The sequence below is a fragment of the Roseateles hydrophilus genome, assembly GCF_026712245.1.
GTDB lineage: Bacteria > Pseudomonadota > Gammaproteobacteria > Burkholderiales > Burkholderiaceae_C > Pelomonas > Pelomonas hydrophilus.
In genome coordinates, this window is sequence record NZ_JAPPUY010000006.1 from 168655 (window position 1) to 185149 (window position 16495).

The window sequence follows — 16495 nt, forward strand, 5'->3', positions numbered from 1 at the left end:
TGGAATACATCAGCTCCGCGTCAAGTGCAGTTCGCGCGCTGCTCACACAGGAGGCAGCAACCGGCAACAAGCTCGTTGCAGTGACCAGGCGGTCCTTCCAGTTCAGTCGCGCTCTTGGCACCAGCGTACTGTCCTTGCCCGAGGGCTTGGCATTCGTCACTCCTCTCAGCTCCCATGGCGCACGCGTACTCGACGGAGATGAAGACGGTGTTGTCCTGTGCCTAGCGTCTGGCGCACGCGCGTTCCCTCATGGGCATGAGCGACAACCCGACGACTGGCTGCAACCGAATGCGGCCTAACCCTTCGCTCAAGGCGACCCCCAACGGCATGGCACCTGGGCCGCTGCGGTCGGCTTACTATCTTGCCCTTCGCGGCCCAGGCGCCACACCGCCGGGGTCGCCTTAGCTCAAAAGTTGGGCAGCTGCATCCCGGCTTTGACCAGTCTCTGACCGTGCCGTAGCGAATTACCGCTCCTGGCCGTCATCCGCCGCCCAACGATTCGTTGTGGCCGCGGCCTTTCCCGTCGGACGGTATCCCGCGCAGCGGGTTCACCCCACCGCATCTCCACGTGGCGCCGTGTCACAAGACAGACGGTTGGCCTGCCGCCATTGCTCAGCCGCAGCGGCCAGCAGCTCCGCAGGCGTTGCGGCGCTCTCGGTGAGCGTGAGCCCCAGCCGCACCGCAGCCTCGCGCAGCCGCGCGAGCGGGGCGGCGAGATCGAGGGCCGCCGCACCGTTCTGCTTGGACAGCTTGTGCCCGTCCGCCGCCAGCACCAGCGGCGTGTGCAGGTAGCGCGGTGTGGCCACGCCCAGCGCGCGCTGCAGCGCGATCTGCCGCGGCGTGTTGTCGGCCAGGTCTTCGCCGCGCACGACGTCGGTGATGCCCTGCTCGGCGTCGTCCACGACGACCGCGAGCTGGTAGGCCCACAGGCCGTCGGCGCGCTTCAGCACGAAGTCGCCGACGTCGGCGTCGAGGTCCTGCGACTGCGCGCCGAGCCGGCGGTCCTGCCACGCGATGCAGCCTTGCACGCGGTAGCGCCAGGCGCGCGGCGGGCGAGCGCCGGTGCCCGCGCGGCAGGTGCCGGGGTAGACCAGCTCGCCGTGCTTGGGGCGCGGGCCAAGGCTGCGTTCGTAGGCGGCGGCGATCTCGGCACGCGTGCAGGCGCAGCCGTAGGCGTGGCCGGCGGCGATCAGGCGGTCCAGCGCGGCCTGGTAGCGGTCCCCGCGTTGCGATTGCCACACGGGCGTTTCGTCCGGGTGCAGGCCCAGCGCAGCAAGCTGGCCCAGGATGAGCTCGCCCGTGCCCGGCGGGCAGCGCGGGCCGTCCACGTCCTCGATGCGCACCAGCCACTGGCCGCCGTGGGCGCGGGCGTCCAGCCAGCTGGCCAGCGCTGCCACCAGCGAGCCGTCGTGCAGCGGGCCGGTGGGCGAGGGCGCAAAACGGCCTCGGTAGCGGGCGCTTCCGGTCACAGCACCAGGCCTTCGTGCTGCTCCAGCAGGGCGCGGCGCGTGGCCTCGCTGCGCAGCTTGTCCAGCCACCAGGCCAGGGCCTTGCCGGGCGCCTGGCCGGTGTCGCGCCAGGCGTAGTGCATGACGCCGGAGCGCCGGCCCTCGTAGGTGGCCTTGCGCACCAGGCGGCCGGCGTCCAGGTGGCGGCGCACCATGCTGACGGGCAGTGAGCCGCAGCCCAGGCCGCGCAGCAGGGCTTCGAGCTTGGTGGCCATGGAGGGCATGGTCAGCACGTCCTGCCCGGGCAGCAGGCCCACGGTGATGGGCGCCAGCGTGCGGGCGCTGTCGGCCACGGCCACGATGCGGTGTTCGGCGATTTGCGCGGCCGTCAGCGGCTCGGGCAGCGCGGCCAGCGGGTGGTGCGGCGCGATGCAGAACGCGAACTCCAGCTCGCCGGCCGGCTCGCAGTGGATGTTGCTGCTGGCGGCCTGCGCGGGCACGCCCAGTGCGAGGTCGGCCTGGCCGTGCAGCAGCGCCTCCCAGGTGCCGGCCAGCACCTCCACGCGCAGCTTCAGCCGCGTCGGCGGCGGTGTGCCGTCCTCGCAGCGCTCGGCGTAGAAGGCCTCCATCAGGTCGAACACCGCGCGGCGGGCGACGGCGTCGTCCATCACCAGCGTGAGCTCGCTCTCCCAGCCGGTGGCGATACGGCGCACGCGGTTGGCCACGGCGTCCAACTCCTGCAGCAGGCGCCGGCCTTCCATCAGCAGCTCCTGGCCGGCGGAGGTCAGCACGGCCTGGCGGGAGCTGCGGTCGAACAGCAGCACGTCCAGCGCGTCCTCCAGCTGGCGCACGGAGTAGGTCAGCGCCGACGGCACGCGGCCCATCTCGCGCGCGGCGGCGGCAAAGCTGCCGGTGCGGGCAATGGTGTCCATCATGGACAGGGCCTCGGGGGTCAGGGCACGGCGCTTGTCTTGGGCATGGGGCATGCGTTCAGTCTATTTGAACGGTGTCCTCAAGCCGCGCTGGTCGATAGGGGATAGGCTGGCTCCTACATTGACTCCATCGCCAACAAGCAAGGAGCCTCAGATGACCACCCAACTGATCAAGTCTTCGGACCGCGGCTATGCCGACCATGGCTGGCTGAAGTCCTTCCACAGCTTCTCGTTCGCCGACTACTACGACCCGGCGCGCATGGGCTTCGGCGCGCTGCGCGTCATCAACGAGGACCGCGTGGCCCCGGGCCGTGGCTTCGGCACGCATGGCCACCGAGACATGGAGATCATCAGCTACGTGCTGTCGGGCGAGCTGGCGCACAAGGACAGCATGGGCAATGGCGAGCGCGGGGCGGCGCAGAACGGCAAGGAGGCGGGCGTCATCCGCCCCGGTGACGTGCAGCGCATGAGCGCCGGCACGGGCGTCATGCACAGCGAGTTCAACCATGCCAAGGACGAGACCACGCATTTCCTGCAGATCTGGATCCAGCCCGACCGCCGCGGCATTGCGCCCAGCTATGAGCAGAAGCATTTCGACCCGGCGTCCAAGCGCGGCAAGCTGCGCCTGGTGGCGGCCAACGATGGCGAGGCACAGGCGCAGGGCGCGGTGACCATCCATGCTGACGCGAAGCTGTATGCCGGCCTGTTCGACGGCGCGGAGAGTGCCGAGCTGGCGCTCGACCCCGCCCGCCTGGCCTACATCCATGTCGTGCGCGGAGCGCTGACCGTCAACGGCCAAGCCCTGACGGCGGGCGATGCCTTGCAGGTGCGTGCAGCATCGCGGCTTTCGCTGTCCGCCGGCCACGACGCTGAAGTCCTCGTCTTCGACCTCGCCGCCTGAATCCCTTCCACCCCTCACAAGGAACTGTCATGAGCAAGATCGTCGTTCTGTACCACTCCGGCTACGGCCACACCAAGAAGGTCGCCGAGGCCGTGGCCGGCACTGCTGGCGCGCAGCTGATCGCCATCGACGCCGAAGGCAACATCACCGAGGCCGACTGGGCCACGCTGGCGGCGGCCGACGGCATCATCTTCGGCACGCCGACCTACATGGGCGGCCCGAGCTGGCAGTTCAAGAAGTTCGCCGACGCGAGCAGCAAGCCCTGGTACGCCCAGCTGTGGAAGGACAAGATCGCCGCCGGCTTCACCAACAGCGCCACGCTCAATGGTGACAAGCAGGGCACCATCCAGTACCTGCATGCGCTGAGCCAGCAGCACAGCATGATCTGGGTCGGCACCGGCATGAAGGCGCCCAACCACAAGGCCGCCACGCGCGACGACGTCAACAACCTCGGCGGCTATGCCGGTCTCATCACGGCCACGCCCAGCGACGCCTCGGCCGAGGAGATGGTGCCGGGCGACATCGCCACGGCCAAGGCCTTCGGCGAGCGCGTGAAGGCGGTTGTGGAGCGCTGGACTAAATAAGGCCCAGGTCGCGCGGGCTGGCGCCAGGAAAGACCTGCGCCAGCTGCGCGTCGTTCAGGCCGTACATGCGCCGGAACAGGCCACCCAGCGTGGCCCGCACCTCGTTGAGCACGGGCCAGTCGCGGTTCTGGTGCAGCGTGGCCGCGCTGACGGCCACCTGCTCGCCCGCGATGCGCCCGCCGCGCACGGCGCCGCCCAGCACCCAGTAGGCGCTGCCGTGGCCGTGGTCGGTGCCGCGGTTGCCGTTCTCGCGGAAGGTGCGGCCGAACTCGCTCATCACCACGACGACGGTGTGGCGCCATTGCGGCCCCATCTCGTCGGCAAACAGCGCCAGGCCGCGCCCCAGCTCGCCCAGCCGCGTGGCCAGCGTGCCAGTGGCGCCGCCCTGGCCCACGTGGGTGTCCCAGCCGCCCACGTCGATGAAGCCCAGCGTGACACGCTCGCGCATCAGCCGCGCGACGCGGCGCGCCTCCAGCGCGAAGCCCTTGGGCGCGATGGCGCCACGGCTGGCGGCCTGCATCTCGGCGGCCATCTCTTCGGCCTTCATGCCGGCCATCTCTCGGGCGACCTCGTCGCGCACCTCGAAGCCGCCGCTCACGGCCTCGGCGAAGCGTGTGCCGGCGTACATGCCGCTGATGAGCTGGGCCTGGGCCGGCGTGATGGCCGGCTTGTTCACGTCGCGAAGCGCCTGGTTGGCCACCGGCTGCTCGCCGCGCAGGATCAGCGGCAGCTGGTCGGTGAAGGCCATGGCCTGCAGGCGCGTGGGGCTGCCCAGCACCGTGGCCAGCCGGTTCATGAAGCCGCTGCGGAAGTCGCGCGGCCCCTGCTCGGCCTGGCCCAGCTCGATGTGGTCCTGCGTCTCGAAATGGCTGCGCGACAGGTCGCGGCTGCCGGCAAACGGCACGAAGGCCGCTTGCTGGCGCCGCCACAGCGGGTGCACGCTGTCGGCCAGCGCGGGCGCCAGGCCCCAGTCGCTGTCCAGCGCCAGCGCGGCGGCCTTCGGGATCGCAATGTTGGGGCGCGCCTCGGCATAGAAGGGCGCCGTGGGCACCAGCAGGTTGGCGGCGTCGTAGCCGCCGCGCAGGAACACCACCAGCAGGCGCGGCGCGTCTGGTGCGCCGGCCCATACGCGGGCGGGCAGCGCGGCGCCCAGGCCCAGTTGAAGCAGCAGTCGTCGGTCCATGGCGCTCACCGGTGCATGAGTTCGGGGGAGGACAGCAGCAGGCCGTTCCATTCCTGCTGCGAGCCGGCCGCGGCCAGTGCCTGCCGCGTGGCTGCGGTCAGACGCGGCGCGATGGCGTCGAAGTACAGCGGCTGCGCCAGCTGCGGGAAGGCCGGCCGCTCGCGCGTGTCGCCCTCGGGCTTGAACAGGCCGGCGCTGCCGCTGCCCAGCGTGCGGGCGATCTCGAAGCGCGTGTTCAGCTGGCCGGGGCCGGCCCAGGCGCTTTCGTCCAGCGGGTAGCCATCGGGTGTCTGTCGGTTGAAGGGCGACTGCCCCAACCGGCCCAGCCAGCCCAGCATGGGGCCGGTGTTGAGCACCACGCGGTCGGCATAGGCCAGCCGCACCGCGCCGATCACGAAGTGCGCCGGGTCCTTGAACTTGGCGCCCAGCGAGGCCTCGAACTCGGGCGCGCTGACCATGGCGCGCAGCACCTCGTCCAGCCGGCCGTCGGTCTGCTGCCAGCGCTGCACCATGCGCGCCACCAGCGCGGGCGGCGGCGTGTCGGCCACGAAGTACTGGGCCAGCTTGCGCGACACGTGGCGGGCGGTGCTGGGGTGGCGGGCCAGCAGGTCCAGCACCTGGTCCAGCTCGGCCTCGCCCTGGCCCTTGATCGTGAGGCCCAGCAGCTGCTTGTCGCCGAAGTCGTGCCGCGCGGGGTGGAACTCGGTCAGCCCGGCCAGCCGGTAGCCGGCCTCGTGCTCGGGCTTGAGGCGGGGCCTGCTGCCGCTGGCGTTGACGCCCAGGCCGGTCAGCACGCGGGCGAGCTCCTGCACATCGCGCTGGCTGTAGCCGCCGTCCACGCCCAGCGTGTGCAGCTCCAGCAGCTCGCGCGCGTAGTTCTCGTTGAGGCGGCCGGCGGCGTTCTGGTCGTTGTCCAGGTAGCGCAGCATGGCCGGGTGGCGGGCCGTGTAGCCCAGCAGGTCGCGGAAGCGCCCGAGCGAGCGCTCGTGCAGGCCCTGCTCGTAGTCGCCCACCATGGCGCGCAGGTTGTGCTTGTACTGGTGGACGTTGAAGTGGTTGAACCAGAACCAGCCCAGCTGCGCCTGCAGTTGCTGCGGGGCGTACAGCGCCCGCAGCAGCTGGCGCGTGGCGGCGTCGCGGGCCAGCCGATTCATGGCGGCCTGGTACTGCTTCTGCGCCTCGGCCTTGGCCGTGTCGTCGGTCAGCGCATCGGCGGCCTTGCGCTGGGCTTCCATGCGCTGCACCAGCGCGGGCAGCGGCTCGCGCAGGCTGGGCAGCGCGTCGAGCTGGGCCTGGGCCGCCTCGGGCAGCGGGGCGTTGGTGGCCGGCTGCAGCTGGGCGGCCAGCCAGGTGCTGCGGCCCTGGCGGCGCAGTTGCGCCAGGTCTGCGCTGCGGGCACCCCAGGTCAGCCGGTCCAGCCACAGCGCGTCCCGTGCCGGGTCTTGCCCCGTCGCGGGCGATGTGGGCGCCGTGGCACAGCCGGTGAGGGCTGTCATGACCAGGGCGGCAAGGGTGAGGGCGAGCGTTCTCATGGCGGGCGCCATGATGGCGCGGCCGGGCTCGGCCGTCGATGGCGGCAACAAGACTTCACATGTCGGCGCTGCTGTCGTGCCTTGGCGCGGGCCGAGCGCCAGGCTGCCCCCAATGCCTGCGTTCAGCAGAAGCGCTTGGGGGCGAGGGCTTCGTTTACTTGATGTAGATCTTGTCGAACAGGCCGCCGTCGTCGAAGTGCGCCTTCTGCGCCGTGCGCCAGTCGCCGAACAGCTCGCCCAGCGTGAACAGCTTCACCGGCTGGAAGGTCTTCGCGTACTTCGCCGCCACCTTGCCATCACGCGGACGGTAGTAGTTCTGAGCGGCCAGCTCCTGGCCTTCGGGGCCGTACAGGAACTCCAGGTAGGCCTGGGCCTGCTTGCGCGTGCCGCGCTTGTCCACCACCTTGTCCACCACCGCCACCGGCGGCTCGGCCAGGATGGACAGGCTGGGCGTGACGATCTCGAACTTCTCCGGGCCTAGCTCCTTCACGGCCAGGAAGGCCTCGTTCTCCCACGCGATCAGCACGTCACCGATGCCGCGCTCGACAAACGTCGTCGTGGAGCCGCGCGCGCCGGAGTCCAGCACCTTGGTGTTGGCGTAGATCTTCTTGACGAACTCCTGCGCCGTGGCGGGCGTGCCGCCGTTCTTCAGGTTGTAGCCCCAGGCGGCCAGGTAGTTCCAGCGCGCGCCGCCGCTGGTCTTGGGGTTGGGGGTGATGACTTCCACGCCCGGCTTGACCAGGTCGTTCCAGTCCTTGATGCCCTTGGGGTTGCCCTTGCGCACCAGGAAGACGATGGTGGAGGTGTAGGGGCTGGCGTTCTGCGGCAGGCGCTTCTGCCAGTCCAGCGGCAGCAGCTTGTGGTCGGCCACGGCGTCGATGTCGTAGGCCAGGGCCAGCGTGACGACATCGGCCTCCAGGCCGTCGATGACGGAGCGGGCTTGCTTGCCCGAGCCGCCGTGCGAGGTCTTGATGGTGACGGTCTCGCCCGTCTTGGCCTTCCAGTGGGCCGCGAAGGCCTTGTTGAAGTCCTGGTAGAGCTCGCGCGTCGGGTCGTAGGAGACGTTGAGCAGCGTGGTCTGCGCAAAGGCGCCGGTGGCGGCAAGGGTCAGGGCGAGGGTGGCAAGAACGGTTCGCATGAAAGGCCTGCTGAAGTGATGGGCCTCACTCTAGGAAGGCGGCCCGGCACTCACAACGAAGGCTTGCGCAGCTGCTCATGCGTTTTTCGTTGCATCCGGCGGCGCATGTGTCGGCTTGGTGATATGGCAGCCACACACGGGAAACCCGGCCTTCCTACAGTGACCGCGAGACCCCAACGACGCCGCCGCAAAGGCGGCCTGCCCATGCGTTCCACTGCTGATTCCCCCACCCGCCCCGATGCCAATCGCCGCCGCCTGCTGGGCGCGTTAGGCGCCCTGTGTGCCCCGGCCGCCAGCCCGGCGGCCGATGGCGCCGTGCCGGTGACCACGGCCACGCCACTGGAGGCCGAACTGCAGCGACTGGCGGGTCAGGCGGCGGCGGGCTGCAGCGTGGTGGCCCACGAAACGGAAGGGCCTTTCCCGCTGCGCGCGGCGTTGGCCGGCTCGGCGCTGCTGCGCAGCGACATGACCGAGGGCCGCCCCGGCGTGCCGCTGACGCTGCGCGTCGTCGTGACGGACGCGAGCCGGCGCTGCGCCCCACTGGCGGGCGCCTGGGTCTACCTGTGGCATTGCGACAAAGACGGCGCCTACTCCGGCGACGAGCAGGCCGGCGCCGGCGCTGCCCAGCCCTCGACCTTCATGCGCGCTGTGCAGCGCTGCGATGCCGACGGCGCGGTGACGTTTCGCACCGTCTACCCCGGCTGGTACGAGGGCCGCATCACGCACATCCACTGCATGGTGTTCCTGCCCGGCAGCGCGCTGTCGGCACGCAGCGCCTCGGTGGCGACGACGCAGTTCGCGTTCCCGCCCGCGGTGACGGACACCGTCTACGCCAGCCCGCTGTACGGCCAGGGCCCCAACACCTCGGTGCGCAGCTTTGCGGAGGACATGGTGTTTGCCGACGGCACCGCCACCGAGATGCTGGCCCTGTCGGGCAGCGTGGCAGCCGGCTACCTGGCCGGCATCACGCTCGCAGTGGACCCGGCCGCGCCGCCGCGGGCGGAGCTGCTGGGCGAGCCGGGCGGCCCCGGCCGGGGCCCGCGTCCGCCGGACGGCGCGTTGCCGCCCCCGCCGCTGGGCCTGGGGCTGCGGCCCCTGCCTGGCGGGCCAGGACCGCGCTCGCGCCGTCCTGGCTGATCAGCCGCCCACGGCGCGCAGCAGCGGCGGCAGCGTGTCGCCGCTGTCGTCCGCCGTCAGCTGGCGCTGGGCGTCGACCACCTCGCGCGTCAACGGCGAAGCGAAGGTCTGGATGAAGGCGTACACGTAGTCGCGCAGGTAGGCGCTGCGGCGCACGGCCAGCCGCGTCATGTTGTCGGCGAACAGGTGGCGGGCGTCGAGTGCGCGCAGCTGGCGGTCGCGCTCGTCATCGAAGGCGATGGCCGCGACGATGCCCACGCCCAGGCCCAGCTCCACGTAGGTCTTGATGACGTCGGCGTCCATCGCGCTGAGCACGATGTGTGGCGCGAGCTGCGCGCTGGCGAAGGCCTCGTCGATGTGCGAGCGGCCGGTGTAGCCGGGCTCGTAGGTGACGATGGGGAACTGCGCCAGGCGGGCCAGCGTGAGCGGGCCGTCCAGCAGCGGGTGGCCCGGCGGCACGACGACCGAATGCGTCCAGCGGTAGCAGGGCAGGGCGATCAGCTCGGGGTACTCGGCCAGCGCCTCGGTGGCGATGCCCACGTCGGCCTCGCCGTCCAGCAGCAACTTGGCGATCTGCTGCGGCGAGCCTTGCTGCAGGTGCAGGCTGACGTCGGGGTGGTGGGCGCGGAAGTCGCGCACGGCGGGCGGCAGCGCGTAGCGCGCCTGGCTGTGCGTGGCGGCGATGCGCAAGCGGCCGCTGCCCGCCTGCGCGAAGTCATCGGCGGCGCGCTTGAGGTTCTCGGCCTCCTGCAGCAGCCGCTCGATGACGGGCAGCACATGCTCGCCCGGCTCGGTCAGCCCGGTCAGTCGCTTGCCGACGCGCACGAACAGCTCGATGCCCAGCTCCTCCTCCAACTCGCGGATCTGCCTGCTCACGCCGGGCTGCGAGGTGTGCAGGGCCTGGGCGACTTCGGTCAGGTTGAAGCCACGGCGCTGGGCCTCGCGAACGGAACGGAGCTGCTGGAAGTTCATGCGGCGGCATTCTGGTGAGTCGGGCTGCGCCTGTCGTCGAACGAATCGCGATATCGATATGCGTTTCCCGCCAGGCTCTCGGGGGCATTGCCGGCTCACTACAGTCGCGGCTTCCCGCACTTGGAGATCCGCGATGACCCGTCCGCACGAGATTCCGGCCGAGGCCTGGCCACTGTTTGACCGCTATGTGCACGGCGACCTCAGCCGCCGTGGGTTTCTGGACCAGGCGGCGCGCTTTGCCGGCGGCCCGGCCGGTGCGGCCGCGCTGCTGGCCGCACTCAGCCCCAATTTCGCCGCGGCGCAGCAGGTCAAGCCCGACGACGTGCGCCTCGGCACGCGCCGGCAGGCGTTTGCGTCGCCGGACGGCCATGGCGAAGTGAAGGGCTATCTCGCCAAGCCGGCGGGTGCGACGGGCAAGCTGCCCGCGGTGCTGGTGATCCACGAGAACCGCGGCCTGAACCCGCACATCGAGGACATCACCCGCCGCGTGGCACTGGCGGGCTATGTGGCCTATGCGCCTGACGCGCTGACACCGCTGGGCGGCTACCCGGGCACGGAGGACGAGGCCCGGGCCTTGTTCCAGAAGCTGGACCCGGCCAAGGCGCGCGCCGACATCGTGGCCAGCGCGCGCGGGCTGCTGAGGCTGGCCGATGCCAACGGCAAGGTCGGCGTGGTGGGTTTCTGCTACGGCGGTTCGCTGGCCAACCACATCGCCACGCAGGTGTCCGAGGTGGCGGTGGCCGTGCCGTTTTACGGTGGCGCCCCGGCGCTGGAGGACGTGCCGCGCATCAAGGCGCGACTGCTCATCCACCACGCGGCCAACGACGAACGCATCAACGCCGCCTGGCCGGCCTACGAGGCCGCCTTGAAGGCGGCCGGCGTGCGCTACGAGCAGCACAGCTACCCGGGCACACAGCATGGCTTCAACAATGACACGACGCCGCGGTATGACGCCGCGGCGGCGCAGTTGGCGTGGGAGCGGACGCTGGCGGCGTTCAAGCAGGCGCTGGGGTAGTGGGTGCGCGTGACGGTCGGGTAGGGGATGTCGACTAGCGGCCAGGAACGGGCGGCGGCCAAGGTTCGCTTTCGATGGCCACCCTTCCGGGCTGTTCCACAATCCGCGCCATGTCATTCGCCTTGGCTCTACTGATCTACGTAGGCGTCTACATCGCGTCACAGCGCTGGCTAGGCGACATCTTCACCGCCTACACGCGGATTTGCATCACCTTCCTACTGTCGCCTGCAGTTCTGTTCTGCTCTTTTGCATTGCTTGAGTTGCTAACTGGAGAGGGCAACGGGCTTGCTGCATTGGTGGCCATAGCCGTTTTCGGGCTTCCACTTTTCTTGCTTGCGTTGGTTGGCCTGTTTCTCGGGTCGGTAGTAGGTTGGGTTCGCTTGGGCGCAGGACCCAGCGTTGGCCGGCCTTCATCTGAAGAGCTTGCATCAGAAGCAACGTGTTCTCGCTGTGGACATCCGCTTGCTACACACCGCCTGAGTGATACCAAGCCGGTTTACTTGCAGTGCGACCATGCAGGGTGCGGATGCACTACGCATCAAGATGAGCAGCGTGGGAATTCCGTGTGAGTGAATGGAGCATAGGCAGGCTTCGAATCACTGCATCGAAGCGAGCGCCTCGGCGACACGAAGTACAGCTCCGGCTCGGGAACTGCCGGCCTCGGCTTCCTCGATGGTTGACGGGATCGCCGACTTTGCCAAGTCATCCGGCTACACCGCAAACGCCCATTCGCGGAACTCCGCGTGCCGGGGCCGTTGTTCCGCAGCGTGGCGCGCTCGCGCCGCATCGACCCAGCTCTTGGCCACGGGCAGCGGCCCGAAGCCGGCCTCTGCATTGATGTGGCCGACGGCGCCGAGGTTGCTGTAACTGGCGCCCCAGCGATGTGCCCACCGGGCGGCGCTGGCCGCGCTCATCCAGGGGTCGTTGCTGCTGGCGATCAGGCGCGCGCGACCCGGCAGGCGATGGTGGGGCAGGGCTTCAGCCAGGCCGAAGCGGTCGGGTTCGGCCGGGGCGACGAACAGCGCCTCGCGGATGGGCGAGTCGGGGTGGTCGGCCAGGTGTTTGGCCAGCGCCAGGCAGCCAAAGCTGTGGGCCACGGCCAGCCATTCACCTTCGCCAGCAACCTCCAGCGTGCGCTGGACGCGTTCGGCCCAGCGCTCCAGGTCGGGCTTGCTGGGGTCGCGTTGCACGACGCGGCGGGCGTCGCGGTACTGGCCCTGCAGCCAGGTCTGCCAGTGGGCCGGGCCGCTGTCGTGCAGGCCCGGGATGATGAGGACACGCGGCGGCTTGTAGGGCATGACCGTCTCCTCAGAGCGTGGCGATGGACACCTCGGTGGACTTGACCAGGGCCACGACCTCGCGGCCGACTTCGAGGCCGAGGTCCTTGACCGAGCGCGTCGTGATGACCGAGGTGACGATGTCGCCGCTGCGGGTCACGACGTCGACCTCGGAGACGACCGGGCCCTCGATGATTTCCTTGATGGTGCCGCGGAACTGGTTGCGGACGTTGATGGCGGTGATGGTCATGCTGAGCCTCAGGGAGTGAGGGCTCAGTGTGGAAGCCAGTGCGAGCGCGCGGAACGAAGGGTTTCGCAGAACGCCATGCGGTCGCCGAAGATGCAAGGGCCGGCCTTGCATGCAGCAAGGCCGGCCCCTGGGCTCGGTATTGGCTTGTGGACTCAGCGCTGCTTTTGCTGGCGGGCGCGCAGGCCCAGGCCCAGCAAGGCGACCGACACCAGGGCCAGGCTGCCTGGCTCAGGCAGTTTGTTGTCCGTGGTCTGCACCGTGAAGGTGGCGTTGGCGAATGCCAGTGTCTCGTCGCGGCTGCCGGCAGCGCCGTTGCCTTCGTAGTGGAAGTACCAGCGGTTGGTTGTCGGGTCCACGGTGAAGTTGGCCAGATCGCTCAACAGTGTGAGTGATGCGACGGTGCTGGTCGCGCCGTCACTCACGCGCTTGCGCAGGATGTTGGTGCTGTTGCCAGTCCAGGCTTGCGCATAGGTGATGTAGTCCTCGCCGCCAAAGTACTCCGCGACACCCCAGTGCGCCCAGTTCTCCGCACCCATCGCGTTGGTGGCCGAAGTCGAACCCAGGTTGGTCACGCTGCCCGTGTCGATGCTGACCTTGCGCGTTTGGCCTGACACGTCACGGACGATCACGCTGCCCCAGCCGGCATACACGCCGTTCTGACTGCTGCTCGTGCTGATCTGGAATGCCGTGCCCAGGGCCACGTTGTTGCTGGTGGGCTGGCCCAGCGCGTTCAGCTCGATCAGGTGGGTGATGTTGGTGGTGCCACCGTAGGTGTACGGCGTCGACGCAGAGGTGCCGAACGTGTAGGCCTTGCCGGTCGAGATGTCGGTGAACACGCCATCCATGACGCGCCCGGCATCGCCAGCGTAGACCAGCGAGTTCTTGTTGAAGCTGGCCAGCCGCCCGTCACCATTCAGAAGCACATTGCCGCCGCTCATCGCGATGCCACCGCGGTCATCGCCCGTGCGGGTATTGACTTCAACGGCCGTCACCTGGTTCAGGGTCAGGCTGTCGATACGGAAAGTGACAAGCGCGGCCTGGGCGACGCCGGTGGACAGCAGAGCGGTGGCAATCAGCGAACGAACGAGACGGGACATGTTCTTCCTTGTTGTTTGACTGTGCGCCCGTAGCGATTTCTGTGCCTGGCTGGAAAAATCCTTTTCGTTCAATGGCTTGTGTTTAGTGCATCCCTAGTTGTAGGGGTGGCTGTAAAACAGTGCGACACGCGTGAATCGGGGGTCAGATGCCGGCGCCGGCTTCGAACAAGCTCAACCGATTCGCCGCCAGCTTCACCCGCTGCCCGCCCTGCAGCCGCAGGGCTTCGGCCTGGTCGCGCGTCAACTCTGCCTCCAGCGGCTGGCCGTCCGGTCCGATCAGCTCGACCCGGGCGCTGGCGCCGAAGGACAGCACGCGCTCGACCGTGGCGGACAGGCCCTGCGCCGACTCGTCGGTCAGGATCTGCAGTTCGTGCGGCCGGGCGTAGGCCTGCACCTCGCCGCCTTCCTGTGAGCCGCCGTGCGGCAACTGGTGCTCGCCGATGTGCAGCACGCCGCCACGCGAGTGGCCGACGAAGCGGTTCACCGCGCCCAGGAAGCCGTAGACGAAGGGCGTCGCCGGGCGCTCGTAGACCTCCTGCGGCGTGCCGACCTGCTCCACGCGGCCGTGGTCCATCAGCACGATGCGGTCAGCCACTTCCAGCGCCTCGTCCTGGTCGTGCGTGACGAAGATGCTGGTGATGTGCAGCTCGTCATGCAGGCGGCGCAGCCAGCGGCGCAGCTCCTTGCGGACCTTGGCATCCAGCGCGCCGAAGGGCTCGTCCAGCAGCAGCACGCGGGGCTCGACCGCCAGCGCACGGGCCAGTGCGATGCGCTGGCGCTGGCCGCCTGAGAGCTGGGGCGGGAAGCGGTCGCCCAGCCAGTCCAGCTGCACGAGCTTCAGCAGCTCGGTCACGCGCTTCTTGATCTCGGCCTCGGGCAGCCGCTCCTTGCGCGGCTTCACACGCAGGCCGAAGGCGACGTTGTCGAACACCGTCATGTGGCGGAACAGCGCGTAGTGCTGGAACACGAAGCCGACCTGGCGCTCGCGCACATGGGTGTCGGACGCGTCCTCGCCGTCCAGCAGCACGCGCCCGGCGTCGGCCGTTTCCAGGCCGGCAATGATGCGCAGCAGCGTCGTCTTGCCGCAGCCCGACGGACCCAGCAGCGCGACCAGTTCGCCGCGCGGGAAGTCCAGGGACACGTCACCGAGGGCGGTGAAGTTGCCGAAGCGCTTGTGGATGTTCTGGACCTGGATGCCCATCATTCTTCCTTTGCCGACTGGCTGGCACGCCACTCGATGAATTGCTTGATCACCAGCGTCACCAGCGCGAGCAGCGCCAGCAGCGAGGCCACGGCAAACGCGGCAGCGAACTGGTATTCGTTGTAGAGGATCTCGACGTGCAGCGGCAGCGTGTTGGTCAGGCCGCGGATGTGGCCCGACACCACCGACACGGCGCCGAACTCGCCCATGGCCCGCGCGTTGCACAGGATGACGCCGTACAGCAGGCCCCATTTGATGTTGGGCAGCGTGACGCGGCGGAAGGTCTGCCAGCCGCTGGCGCCCAGCACGGTGGCAGCTTCTTCCTCGTCCTTGCCCTGGGCCTGCATCAGCGGGATCAGCTCGCGGGCGACGAACGGGAAGGTCACGAACACGGTGGCCAGCACGATGCCCGGCACGGCGAAGATGATCTTCACGTCGTGTTCTTGCAGCCAGGGGCCGAACCAGCCGTTGGCGCCGAACACCAGCACGTACATCAGGCCCGCCACGACGGGCGACACCGAGAACGGCAGGTCGATCAGCGTGATCAGGAACTGCTTGCCCGGGAACTCATGCTTGGCGATCAGCCAGGCCGCGCTGACGCCGAACACGAGGTTCAACGGCACGGCAATGGCCGCCGCCGTCAGCGTGAGCTTGATGGCCGACAAGGTCTCGGGGTCGGCCAGTGACGAGAAGTAGAGCTCCCAGCCCTTGCGCAGCGCCTCGGTGAACACCGCGACCAGCGGCAGCAGCAGGAAGATGGCGAAGAAGCCCAGCGCCAGCGTCAGCAGCGTGAACCGCACCAGCGGCGATTCGCGCGTGGCGGGGTTGTCCTGGTACTTGGCGCGGGCACGGGCCGGCGCGAGATGGAGGGCCGTGCTCATCGTGCACCTCGTTTGCTGGTCCAGGCCTGCAGCCCGTTGATGATGAGCAGCAGCACGAAGCTGACGATCAGCATGACGGCCGCAATGGCGGTGGCGCCGACGTAGTCGTACTGCTCCAACTTGGAGATGATCATCAGCGGCGTGATCTCGCTGACCATGGGGATGTTGCCGGCGATGAAGATCACCGAGCCGTACTCGCCCACCGCGCGCGCGAAGGCCAGCGCGAAGCCGGTCAGCAGTGCCGGCAGCAGCGTGGGCAGCACCACGTAGCGGAAGGTCGTCCAGCGCTGCGCGCCCAGGCTCGCGGCGGCTTCTTCCAGCTCGGTCTCCATGTCCTCCAGCACCGGCTGCACCGTGCGCACGATGAAGGGCAGGCCGATGAAGATCAGCGCCAGCAGCACGCCCAGCGGCGTGAAGGCGATCTTGAGGCCCTCGGGGCCGAACAGGAAGGCCAGTGCGCCGCCCGGGGCGAACAGCGAGCCAACCCAGCCGTTGGGCGCATACAGCGCCGTCAGCGCGATGCCGGCGACGGCCGTGGGCAGCGCGAAGGGCAGGTCGATGAGCGCATCGACCAGCTTCTTGCCCGGGAACTCGTAGCGCACGATGCACCACGCGAGCATCAGCCCGAACACGAGGTTGATGAGCGCGGCGATCAGCGACGCGCCGAAGCTGAGCTTGTACGACGCGACGACGCGCGGCGACGTGGCCGCGGCCCAGAAGGCGTCGAAACCGTGGCCCGATGACTTCAGGAACACCGCGGCCAGCGGGATCAGCACGATCAGCGACAGGTAGAACAGCGTGAAGCCCAGCGTCGGCGCGAAGCCGGGGAGCACGCGGCGTCTACCCAGGGAGAAGGAAGCCATAAATTGATTTATCTGGTGTATTCGGGCCGAGCGCCGGGCCGCCCCAAGCCGGCCCGCGTGGGCGATGTGCGAGCGGGGCACGCC

The 16495-nt window shown here is 69.3% G+C and carries 16 protein-coding genes; 4 read left to right on the plus strand and 12 right to left on the minus strand.

The window, feature by feature from the left end; translation table 11 throughout:
- Nucleotides 1-548: 548 nt before the first annotated feature.
- Complete coding sequence (gene gluQRS / locus NYO99_RS20415) at nt 549-1469, minus strand: tRNA glutamyl-Q(34) synthetase GluQRS (RefSeq protein WP_268169142.1); 921 nt, start codon at nt 1467-1469, stop codon at nt 549-551.
- Complete coding sequence (locus tag NYO99_RS20420) at nt 1466-2434, minus strand: LysR family transcriptional regulator (protein ID WP_268169143.1); 969 nt, start codon at nt 2432-2434, stop codon at nt 1466-1468. Before NYO99_RS20420 ends, gluQRS begins: the two co-directional genes overlap by 4 nt.
- A gap of 100 nt (nt 2435-2534) precedes the next feature.
- On the opposite strand from NYO99_RS20420, the gene NYO99_RS20425 reads away from it, so the two are divergent.
- On the plus strand, nt 2535-3281 hold the full coding sequence (locus NYO99_RS20425) for a pirin family protein (RefSeq protein ID WP_268169144.1): 747 nt from the start codon (nt 2535-2537) through the stop codon (nt 3279-3281).
- 29 nt (nt 3282-3310) lie between these two features.
- A complete protein-coding gene (locus NYO99_RS20430) occupies nt 3311-3865 on the plus strand; it encodes a flavodoxin family protein (protein WP_268169145.1) in 555 nt (184 codons plus the stop codon).
- On the opposite strand, the gene NYO99_RS20435 is transcribed toward NYO99_RS20430, so the two are convergent.
- From NYO99_RS20435 to NYO99_RS20445, 3 genes are all read right to left on the minus strand, one after another.
- A complete protein-coding gene (locus NYO99_RS20435) occupies nt 3858-5048 on the minus strand; it encodes a DUF1501 domain-containing protein (protein ID WP_268169146.1) in 1191 nt (396 codons plus the stop codon). The genes NYO99_RS20430 and NYO99_RS20435 overlap by 8 nt on opposite strands.
- Before the next feature lie 5 nt (nt 5049-5053).
- Nucleotides 5054-6580: a DUF1800 domain-containing protein gene (locus NYO99_RS20440; protein ID WP_268169147.1), complete on the minus strand. Its 1527-nt coding sequence runs from the start codon at nt 6578-6580 to the stop codon at nt 5054-5056.
- Nucleotides 6581-6734: 154 nt separating this feature from the next.
- Nucleotides 6735-7718 carry a sulfate ABC transporter substrate-binding protein gene (locus NYO99_RS20445; protein ID WP_268169148.1) on the minus strand — a complete coding sequence of 328 codons (984 nt, stop codon included), beginning with the start codon at nt 7716-7718 and terminating at the stop codon, nt 6735-6737.
- Nucleotides 7719-7922: 204 nt separating this feature from the next.
- Between NYO99_RS20445 and NYO99_RS20450 the strand changes: the two genes are divergently transcribed.
- On the plus strand, nt 7923-8855 hold the full coding sequence (locus NYO99_RS20450; protein ID WP_268169149.1) for a dioxygenase family protein: 933 nt from the start codon (nt 7923-7925) through the stop codon (nt 8853-8855).
- Here NYO99_RS20450 and NYO99_RS20455 read toward each other — a convergent pair whose 3' ends face one another.
- Nucleotides 8856-9827 (minus strand): CysB family HTH-type transcriptional regulator, encoded by a 972-nt coding sequence (locus NYO99_RS20455; protein WP_268169150.1) that lies wholly within the window; start codon nt 9825-9827, stop codon nt 8856-8858.
- A 133-nt stretch (nt 9828-9960) separates the two neighbouring features.
- On the opposite strand from NYO99_RS20455, the gene NYO99_RS20460 reads away from it, so the two are divergent.
- Nucleotides 9961-10842, plus strand: coding sequence for a dienelactone hydrolase family protein (locus NYO99_RS20460; protein ID WP_268169151.1), 882 nt, complete (start codon nt 9961-9963; stop codon nt 10840-10842).
- Nucleotides 10843-11552: 710 nt separating this feature from the next.
- On the opposite strand, the gene NYO99_RS20465 is transcribed toward NYO99_RS20460, so the two are convergent.
- From NYO99_RS20465 to cysT, 6 genes are all read right to left on the minus strand, one after another.
- On the minus strand, nt 11553-12140 hold the full coding sequence (locus NYO99_RS20465; RefSeq protein WP_268169152.1) for an RBBP9/YdeN family alpha/beta hydrolase: 588 nt from the start codon (nt 12138-12140) through the stop codon (nt 11553-11555).
- A gap of 10 nt (nt 12141-12150) precedes the next feature.
- Nucleotides 12151-12369: a TOBE domain-containing protein gene (locus NYO99_RS20470; RefSeq protein WP_268169153.1), complete on the minus strand. Its 219-nt coding sequence runs from the start codon at nt 12367-12369 to the stop codon at nt 12151-12153.
- A 152-nt stretch (nt 12370-12521) separates the two neighbouring features.
- Nucleotides 12522-13466, minus strand: a complete 945-nt coding sequence (locus NYO99_RS20475) for a PEP-CTERM sorting domain-containing protein (protein ID WP_268169154.1) — start codon at nt 13464-13466, stop codon at nt 12522-12524.
- Between the two features lie 142 nt (nt 13467-13608).
- On the minus strand, nt 13609-14667 hold the full coding sequence (locus NYO99_RS20480) for a sulfate/molybdate ABC transporter ATP-binding protein (protein ID WP_268169155.1): 1059 nt from the start codon (nt 14665-14667) through the stop codon (nt 13609-13611).
- Nucleotides 14667-15548: a sulfate ABC transporter permease subunit CysW gene (gene cysW / locus NYO99_RS20485; RefSeq protein WP_268169156.1), complete on the minus strand. Its 882-nt coding sequence runs from the start codon at nt 15546-15548 to the stop codon at nt 14667-14669. Before cysW ends, NYO99_RS20480 begins: the two co-directional genes overlap by 1 nt.
- Nucleotides 15545-16411 (minus strand): sulfate ABC transporter permease subunit CysT, encoded by an 867-nt coding sequence (gene cysT, locus NYO99_RS20490; RefSeq protein WP_422395520.1) that lies wholly within the window; start codon nt 16409-16411, stop codon nt 15545-15547. The genes cysW and cysT overlap by 4 nt, the downstream gene beginning before the upstream one ends.
- Nucleotides 16412-16495 lie beyond the last annotated feature (84 nt).

What these genes read in the sequence shown, in the direction of transcription:
- NYO99_RS20420 (WP_268169143.1), bottom strand. Translation starts at nt 2,434, where the DNA reads ATGCCCCATGCCCAAGACAAGCGCCGTGCCCTGACCCCCGAGGCCCTG.
- NYO99_RS20425 (WP_268169144.1), top strand. Translation starts at nt 2,535, where the DNA reads ATGACCACCCAACTGATCAAGTCTTCGGACCGCGGCTATGCCGACCAT.
- NYO99_RS20430 (WP_268169145.1), top strand. Translation starts at nt 3,311, where the DNA reads ATGAGCAAGATCGTCGTTCTGTACCACTCCGGCTACGGCCACACCAAG.
- NYO99_RS20435 (WP_268169146.1), bottom strand. Translation starts at nt 5,048, where the DNA reads ATGGACCGACGACTGCTGCTTCAACTGGGCCTGGGCGCCGCGCTGCCC.
- NYO99_RS20440 (WP_268169147.1), bottom strand. Translation starts at nt 6,580, where the DNA reads ATGAGAACGCTCGCCCTCACCCTTGCCGCCCTGGTCATGACAGCCCTC.
- NYO99_RS20445 (WP_268169148.1), bottom strand. Translation starts at nt 7,718, where the DNA reads ATGCGAACCGTTCTTGCCACCCTCGCCCTGACCCTTGCCGCCACCGGC.
- NYO99_RS20450 (WP_268169149.1), top strand. Translation starts at nt 7,923, where the DNA reads ATGCGTTCCACTGCTGATTCCCCCACCCGCCCCGATGCCAATCGCCGC.
- NYO99_RS20455 (WP_268169150.1), bottom strand. Translation starts at nt 9,827, where the DNA reads ATGAACTTCCAGCAGCTCCGTTCCGTTCGCGAGGCCCAGCGCCGTGGC.
- NYO99_RS20460 (WP_268169151.1), top strand. Translation starts at nt 9,961, where the DNA reads ATGACCCGTCCGCACGAGATTCCGGCCGAGGCCTGGCCACTGTTTGAC.
- NYO99_RS20465 (WP_268169152.1), bottom strand. Translation starts at nt 12,140, where the DNA reads ATGCCCTACAAGCCGCCGCGTGTCCTCATCATCCCGGGCCTGCACGAC.
- NYO99_RS20470 (WP_268169153.1), bottom strand. Translation starts at nt 12,369, where the DNA reads ATGACCATCACCGCCATCAACGTCCGCAACCAGTTCCGCGGCACCATC.
- NYO99_RS20475 (WP_268169154.1), bottom strand. Translation starts at nt 13,466, where the DNA reads ATGTCCCGTCTCGTTCGTTCGCTGATTGCCACCGCTCTGCTGTCCACC.
- NYO99_RS20480 (WP_268169155.1), bottom strand. Translation starts at nt 14,667, where the DNA reads ATGGGCATCCAGGTCCAGAACATCCACAAGCGCTTCGGCAACTTCACC.
- cysW (WP_268169156.1), bottom strand. Translation starts at nt 15,548, where the DNA reads ATGAGCACGGCCCTCCATCTCGCGCCGGCCCGTGCCCGCGCCAAGTAC.
- cysT (WP_422395520.1), bottom strand. Translation starts at nt 16,411, where the DNA reads ATGGCTTCCTTCTCCCTGGGTAGACGCCGCGTGCTCCCCGGCTTCGCG.